Source organism: Devosia sp., assembly GCF_034675085.1.
In the GTDB taxonomy this organism is placed as follows: Bacteria; Pseudomonadota; Alphaproteobacteria; order Rhizobiales; family Devosiaceae; genus Devosia.
This window is the reverse complement of record NZ_JAUCDN010000173.1, coordinates 1-7,199: the sequence shown is the minus strand read 5'-3', so window position 1 is coordinate 7,199 and position 7,199 is coordinate 1. Positions and strand designations below refer to the sequence as shown.

At 66.9% G+C, this 7,199-nt stretch carries 6 protein-coding genes; 1 reads left to right on the top strand and 5 read right to left on the bottom strand.

The features are described from left to right. The 5 genes from VDP82_RS11645 to VDP82_RS11625 all read right to left on the bottom strand — a co-directional run. Positions 1-637: ABC transporter ATP-binding protein (locus tag VDP82_RS11645; protein ID WP_323015016.1), on the bottom strand; the 637-nt coding region annotated here is incomplete at its 3' end. A gap of 6 nt (positions 638-643) precedes the next feature. After that, positions 644-1,552 carry an ABC transporter permease gene (locus VDP82_RS11640; protein WP_323015015.1) on the bottom strand — a complete coding sequence of 303 codons (909 nt, stop codon included), beginning with the start codon at positions 1,550-1,552 and terminating at the stop codon, positions 644-646. Continuing rightward, positions 1,545-2,471 (bottom strand): ABC transporter permease, encoded by a 927-nt coding sequence (locus tag VDP82_RS11635; RefSeq protein WP_323015014.1) that lies wholly within the window; start codon positions 2,469-2,471, stop codon positions 1,545-1,547. Before VDP82_RS11635 ends, VDP82_RS11640 begins: the two co-directional genes overlap by 8 nt. A 92-nt stretch (positions 2,472-2,563) precedes the next feature. Continuing rightward, positions 2,564-4,183, bottom strand: a complete 1,620-nt coding sequence (locus VDP82_RS11630; RefSeq protein ID WP_323015013.1) for an ABC transporter substrate-binding protein — start codon at positions 4,181-4,183, stop codon at positions 2,564-2,566. Beyond that, the gene (locus tag VDP82_RS11625; RefSeq protein ID WP_323015012.1) at positions 4,173-6,053 is read right to left on the bottom strand and encodes a S41 family peptidase; all 1,881 of its coding nucleotides are present in this window, start codon (positions 6,051-6,053) and stop codon (positions 4,173-4,175) included. The genes VDP82_RS11630 and VDP82_RS11625 overlap by 11 nt, the downstream gene beginning before the upstream one ends. Positions 6,054-6,454: 401 nt before the next feature. Here VDP82_RS11625 and VDP82_RS11620 point away from each other — a divergent pair, with 401 nt between their 5' ends. Continuing rightward, entirely contained in the window at positions 6,455-7,183 is a 729-nt protein-coding gene (locus tag VDP82_RS11620) for a GntR family transcriptional regulator (RefSeq protein WP_323015011.1), read from the top strand. The last annotated feature ends 16 nt before the right edge of the window (positions 7,184-7,199 follow it).

Below are 7,199 nucleotides of genomic sequence, written 5' to 3'. Positions count from 1 at the left end.
GGCGTTCGAGTTGCAGGCGGCGCAGCAGGTCCAGAATCTGGGCCTGCACGGTCACGTCGAGCGCCGTGGTGGGCTCGTCGGCGATGAGAAAGCCGGGTTCGAGCGCGATGGCCATGGCGATCATCACGCGCTGGCGCATGCCGCCCGAAAGCTGGTGGGGAAAGTCGCGGGCCCGCGCCGCCGCATCGGGCAGGCCGACGCTGGCCAGCAGGTCCACCGCTCGGGTCCGCGCCTCGGCGCGCCCCATGCCGCGATGGGTGCGGAACAGTTCGGCCCCCTGCCAGCCCACCGTATAGACCGGGTTGAGCGCGGTCGGGGCATCCTGGTGCACCATGGCCATTTGCGGCCCGCGCAATTCGCGCCGCTCCGCATCGGACAGCGCCAGCAGGTTGGCGCCGCGAAAGCGGATGCTGCCGCTGGTGATGCGGCCGGCACGCGGCAGGATGCCCATGACCGCCATGGCGGTCATGCTCTTGCCGGCGCCGGATTCGCCCATGACGGCGAGGATTTCGCCGGCGGCCACCGAAAAGGACACCCCTTCGAGGATGGGGACCGCCTGCTTGCCGCTGCCGATGCTCACCGACAGGTCTTCGATCTGCAAGAGCGGAACGATGGGTTCAGGGGCTGGATGTGACATGGGACCTCACCGCGACCGGGGATCGAAGGCGCGCCGCACCGCTTCGCCCAGCAGCACCAGGGCCAGCACGGTGACGATCAGGAACAGGCTGGGAAAGACCAGCATATGGGGGGCGCTGGACAGATAGGGCTGCGCGTCGCTGATCGCCGTGCCCCAGGAAATCACCGGCGCCTGCAGGCCCAGCCCGAGATAGGACAGCGTCGCCTCGGTGCCGACATAGCCGCCCAGCGACAGGGTGGCCATGACCAGCAGCGGCGCCATGGAATTGGGCAGCACGTGGCGAATGGCGATCCAGCCATTGCCGGCGCCGGCGGCGCGGGCGGCGCGGACATATTCGGCCTGCTTGGTCTGCAATACGCTGGCCCGCATCAGCCGGGCCTCGGTGGCCCAGCCCAGGATGGACAGCACCAGCGCCAGCCGCACGATGGGCCAGACCATGCCGCTATCCTGGGCCGAGCCGAGCGTGGCCAGGATGACGATGGCGCCGAGCAGGGTGGGCAGGCCGAGCACGACATCGGTGACCCGCGAGAGCACGGCATCGGTCGAGCCACCGTAAAAACCGGCGATCAGCCCGACGATGCCGCCGATCAGCGTGCTGCCGATGGTGGCGAGGAACGACACCGAAAGCGAAGCGCTGGCGCCGTGAATGGTGCGCGAGAATACATCGCATCCCTGGATGTCGAAGCCGAACCAATGGCCCGGCTCGGGCGGCTTGCGCGCCTTCATCAGGTCGCAATAACGCGGATCGACCGAGCTGAACAGCTGTGGCGCGAAGGCCATGACGAAGAGCACGGCCAGGATGGCCAGCGCCACCCAGACCATGGGCGAGCGGGCCAGCAGGGCCAGCGCCTCGCCGGTCAGCGAGCGGTCTTTTTCATTTACGGAGGGGCTGGTCGCCAGGATGGTTTCAGTCATAGCGGATCCTTGGGTCGAGGGCCGCATAGGCGATGTCGACGAGCAGGTTGATGACGAGATAGGTGACGACGATCACGGTGACGGCGCCGACAATGGTCACGCCGTCATGGCTGCGGATCGAGCGCACGATGAGCCCGCCGACACCCTGGATATTGAACACGCTTTCGGTGACCACGGCGCCGGCCATCAGCCCGCCGATATCCTTGCCGATATAGGTCACAACGGGGATGAGGCTGTTGCGCAGCACATGGATGCCGACAATGCGCGAGGGCCTGAGGCCCTTGGTATGGGCCGTGCGGACATAGTCGCTTTCCAGGCTTTCCAGCACCGCCGTGCGGGTCAGCCGCGACAGCGTCACCTGGTGGCCCAGCGCCAGCACGATGGCCGGCAGCAGCAATTGATAGAGGCTGGACGGATCGTTGACCGTCACCGGGAACCAGCCGAGCCGCACCCCGAAGATGAGCTGGGCCAGATTGGCGATGACGAAGCCGGGAAAGGCGATGATCACCAGGCCCAGCAGCAGATTGCCGGTATCGAACCCCTTTCCGGGGCGCAGCGCCGAGGCGATGCCGATGGCCACGCCGAACAGCACCTCGATGGTCACGGCCAGAAGCGCCAGGCGGATGGTGGCGGGGAAGGCGGCCATCAACTGCTCGCTGACCTGCCGGCCGGTAAACGAGGTGCCCAGGTCGCCCCGGACCAGGTCGGCGACATAATAGCCGTAGCGGACCACCAGGGGCTGATCGAGATGGAATTGCTCGGTGGCCAGCGCCACATAGGCTTCCGGGCATTCCCGGTCGCCACATTTGCCCGCCAGCGGGTCGCCGGGCATGCCCCAGGCGAGGCAGAAGACGATGAAGGTGGTGCCGAGCAGAACGGGCAGGAACTGCATCAACCGGCGTATGATATAGCCTGTCATTTGTGCTCAATCACCTCTTGTTTGCGCCTTAGAGCGCGAAGCCGGCGGCCCCTTGGGACATGGGCCGCCGGCTTCTCGATTTGAGCGGGGCCCTAGTTCAGGACCACGCTCGCATAGTCGACGCGGCCATTGGAGCGCACGGCGAGGTCGTCGATCCTGGCGGAATGCCCGATCGTGGTGGAGGGGTTCCACAGCGGAATGCGCGGCAGGTCGTTGGCCAGCAGGGCCTCGGCTTCCTGATAGGTCCTGACCGCCTCGTCATGGGGCTGGGTATCGGCCTTGGCGATCAGCGCATCGAATGCGGGGTTGGTATAGGAGCCGCGATTCGACGATCCCTTGCTCGAATAGATCGGCACGATGGCGTTGTCGATCGAGGGGTAATCCATGGTCCAGTTGGCCGGGAAGGGGCCGGTTGCCTCGCCCGAGCGGGTGAGCGAGCGGAAGGAGGCATTGTCGGCCAGGGCCGAGGTCAGGCACTCGATGCCCAGCGTGTTGCGGATGCTGTTGCAGATCGCTTCCATGGCCGGCTTGTCGCTGGAATCGCCGGCATAGAAGATCTTGATATCGCCTTCATAGCCGCCGGCTGCGGCCAGCAATTCCTTGGCCTTTTCGGGATTGTAGGTGCAGAACTCGCCGCAGGCGCCGGCCTGGTAGCCGTCGACCCCGGGCGGAACCCAGCCGGTGGCCGCGCGGCCGACACCGCTGAAGATCACATCGATGATGGTCTGGCGATCGATGGCCATGGAGATGGCCTGCCGTATTTCCGACTTGGCCAATTGCGGGTTGGCATCGCCCCAGGGCATGCCCAGGCCACGGATCGAGGCCTGGGGCTGCACCACGACGCGACCGTCGAGCTCACGTTCCCACTGCCCGTCGACCAGCTTGGACTGCGGAATATTCGACATCAGGTCGAGATTGCCGGCGATCAGGTCGTTATAGGCCGCTTCGCCGCTGGTATAGATGCGCATGTCGATGCCGGCGATGCTGGGCTTGTGTGCGCCGATATAGTCGGCGAAGGCCGTCAGCTTGTAGCCGGTGTCGGGCGAGCCTGTTTCCAGGCTGAAGGGCCCGGCGCCGACCGGATGCCGGCCAAAGGCCGCCGGATCGTCGTAGAAGGAGGCCGGCAGCGGCGCGAAGGCCTTGTAGGTCAGCTGCGCGGTGAAGCCCGGAACCGGCCCCTTGAGGGTGATGCGGAACTGGTGGTCGCCGAGGATTTCGAGGCCGCTCATGGTCTGGGCGGTGGGCTCGGGCGCCTTGCCGCCATCGGCGGCCTTTGGGTTGAGATCGGCATAGCCGACAATGCTGGAGAACCAGTTGTTGGTGGCCTGGCCGTTGGGGGCATAGGCGGCCCAGTTCCAGGCATCCACGAAGCTGGCGGCGGTCACCTCGCTGCCGTCATGGAACTTCCAGCCCTGCTTGAGGGTGACGGTCCAGACGGTGTTGTCATCGGTCTCGATGCTTTCGGCGATGTCGTTGATGACCGCGCCGGTCGCGGTGTCGGTGGTCACCAGCCCGGCCATGATCGGATCGAGCACGTCCGAGCCGCAGGACTCGGTGGTATTGGTGGGGATAAGCGGCGCCGCCGGGGCGCAGGCGGTCACCGAGATCCAGCCTTCCGGCAGCGGCTGGGCCAGCAGCGGCGCGGTGCCGGCTGCGGCCGTCATCAGGATGGCGGCCGAGATGGAGGCCAGCCATTTATGCTCATGCTTCATTCGATACTCTCCCTTGGGTGATGGCAGTGCTGCCGGGCTGGGCCCCGGCGGCTTGTGCGATGCGCTCCAGGGCGCGGATGACGAGCGGGTCGCCCTCCAGCTCCTGGCGCCATTGCTCCAGGCTCGGCCAGAGGATTTCCTCGGGAACGACGCCGTGGTTTTCGTAGAGATCTCCGCCGACCATGCCGCTGGCCATGGTGGAAATCTGGATGGTAGTAAGGCTGCCCGGCAGCACGGTGCGGCGGGCGAAGCCGCTGCCGCCGGCCGTGGGCGTACCCAGCAGCACGACGCCGGGAATGGCCGCAAGCGACGAGGCGAAGATGTCCGACGCGCTGTAATTGCGGATATTGGTGAGCACCACGACCGGGCAGCGCAATTGCAAGTCGCCCTGCTCGGGCAGGCGTTCGAGCATCAGCAGGTTGAGCGGGCCGAAGCGCGCATCTTCCGGGTCGGGCCATTCCGGCACGTGGCGGGCCTCGAAGGCGGCGGCGGCGGCCTTTGCCGCCGGGCTCCAGCCGGCCCAGTTCCATGGCCGCATGTAGCGGCCCTGCAAAACCTCCTCGACATTGGCCGGATCGACGCCCGGATCGCGGCGCAGCCGCGCCCAGGAAGAGACCACGGCCTGGTCCGGCGCCAGCAGATAGCCGGCGACCGCGCGCAGCAGGTCGCGGCTGCCGCCGCCATTGTCGCGAATATCGATGACGAGGCCCTTGGCAGGCGCGAAACGGCGCATGGCCGCATGCGCCTCGGCCAGGGCGGCAGCGTCCGAGGTCATCTGCCCGCGCAGGGCCAGATAGCCGACATTTCCCGCCAGCCAGCGGCTGTCCACCGGCTTGACCGGCGCCCTGGGGTCGGTGGCGGTCAGGTCGAGCCAATGCTCGGTGCGCGCCATGCCGGAAGCGTCGCCCAGCGTCACCGCAATGCGCGGCCCGTCCAGCGCGGCGCCCACCAGCGGCGCCACGGCGCCGACCCGCCGCAAGTCGCGCGCCATCCAGTTCCGGCGCATCGCCACGGTTCCGCGCGGCACGGCGCGGCGCGCGGCCCGCATCCATTCGCGGATGGGCACGCCACCCATGGCGATGATGAAGGGGTGATCGGCGTCGAACAGCGCGCTCCGGTCAAGGCTGACCGCTATGGGCGCCTCGTCGACCCAGTCGATCTGCACCGGCAGCACACCCCGGCGCAGCAGGTCTGCATCGGCCGAATCGACGCGGGTATGGCCATCGCCAAGCAGCACCATCAGGTCGCGCAACCGCTCGACATGCTCCATGCGGCTGGCGGGCGGGGCGGCGCGCAGGGCGTGCAGCCGGTGCTGCCATTCGCCCGGCACGTGATCCCAATAGGAAAAGTCGCGGCGCACCAGGCGTTCGAGCACAGCCAGGTCGAGCCCGATCCGGGCCGCGTCCAGCGGCTCGGTGGGCGCCGCCAGATGGGCGAAATCGGCAAGCGCCGCCTCTGCTCCGGCCATCTCGACTTCGGGATCGTCCAGCAGGAAATAATGAATGGAGGTGACCAGGTTCTGGGCGCTGGCCACGACGGTCAGCTCAGCCATGCCGGCCCGCGCAATACGGTATTCGCCCGTTGCCGGCAGGCCGGCGGCCGCGGCGACGGCGCCGAATTCGGCGACCAGCATGCGCTGCCAGTCGCGCCGGCCGAGCATCACCGCCTGCTCCACCAACCGCTCGGCGGAAACGCCATCGACCGCCAGCAGCGGCGCCCAGCTCCCGTCCAGGAATACCTGCGGCAGGGGGGAGTGGTTCCAGCGCCAGGCAGCGACGGGCGAGGTGGGGGCGCTTGAGGGCGTCACGCCGCCCAGAGGCAGCAATTGCCGCACGGGGACTGCAATCGTCTCAAAGGGATTGATCGTCACGCGAAACGTCCTTTTCCGCCCAAACCGCTTCCTTTCCCGCTTCATCCGCCTTGTGCCTTCAGCCCCGCTTCGGCGATCCGGCGTCTTGGGCTTTGCTCCGATCGTCATGAACCCGCCATCTCTGGCGGTTCACTTGCGGATACTTGTCGTCTTGTATACATTGCTGTGAATGAGGACAAGATGCGTTCTGGGGAAAACCGTGATAGTGGCGGATAGAACGTCCGCACCTCGCCCACGGATGCTGTCGTGGAACGCTTTTTTCTGTGAAGCTGCGGAAAAATCGGAGAAAAATGGCGGCAGAAGGGCAATCCGGCCTCTTATGCTCGCTGCCCCGGCGCGATACGCAAACGATATTGGCATGGCCGGCGCAAGGTCTCGGCCCCTGACTTAGAGTGCTTTTGATGGACATTCGCCCGCCGACCTACGTTCCCAGCTATGAAAGCGCCAATCGCGCCGTGCCGCTGTTCGACCGCTTCATCGCCTGGGTCTGCGATCCGGCCCGCGCCGACGGCATGTTCGTCACCGAGCAGGAGTTGACCAGCCTGCTCGATATCAGCCGCACGCCGATGCGCGAGGTCCTGCATCAGGCCCAGATGATCGGCCTGATCCGCCGCGAGCCCAACCGGTCGATTGAAATTCCGCCCTTGAGCGTGCCGGACAAGGAGCAGCTTTCCATCACCCGCGAGCATTTGGAGGCGCTCATTGCCATGAACGTCGCCGAGCGCGTGGCCCGGGGCGAAATCTCCATCGAGCCGCTCGACAAGATCCATCGCCGCATCCGGGCGCTGGCGCAGGTAGGCGATATCGAGCTGCAATTGGAGGCAGGCCTGCAATTTCACGCCCGCATGCGCGTCCTGTCGGGCAATGCGGTCGCCGCGAGATTGCTGGACCAGTTGATGATCAATCTCGAACGCTACCGGCAACTGGCCTCGGGCAGCCCGGTCCGTGGCATGGAGATCGTCGGCGAACACGAATTGATCCTTGAGGCCCTGATGGCGGGCCGGGCCGAGGAGGCCGCACAGGCCGCACGCGCCCATATCGAGCATGCCCGTCTGCTCTATCGCCGCGTGCTCGCCGAACGCGCCGCCCCGGCCCGGACCGACGACACCACCCGGGCGCAAGAGGCCTGATCCCGCCGCCGACCCG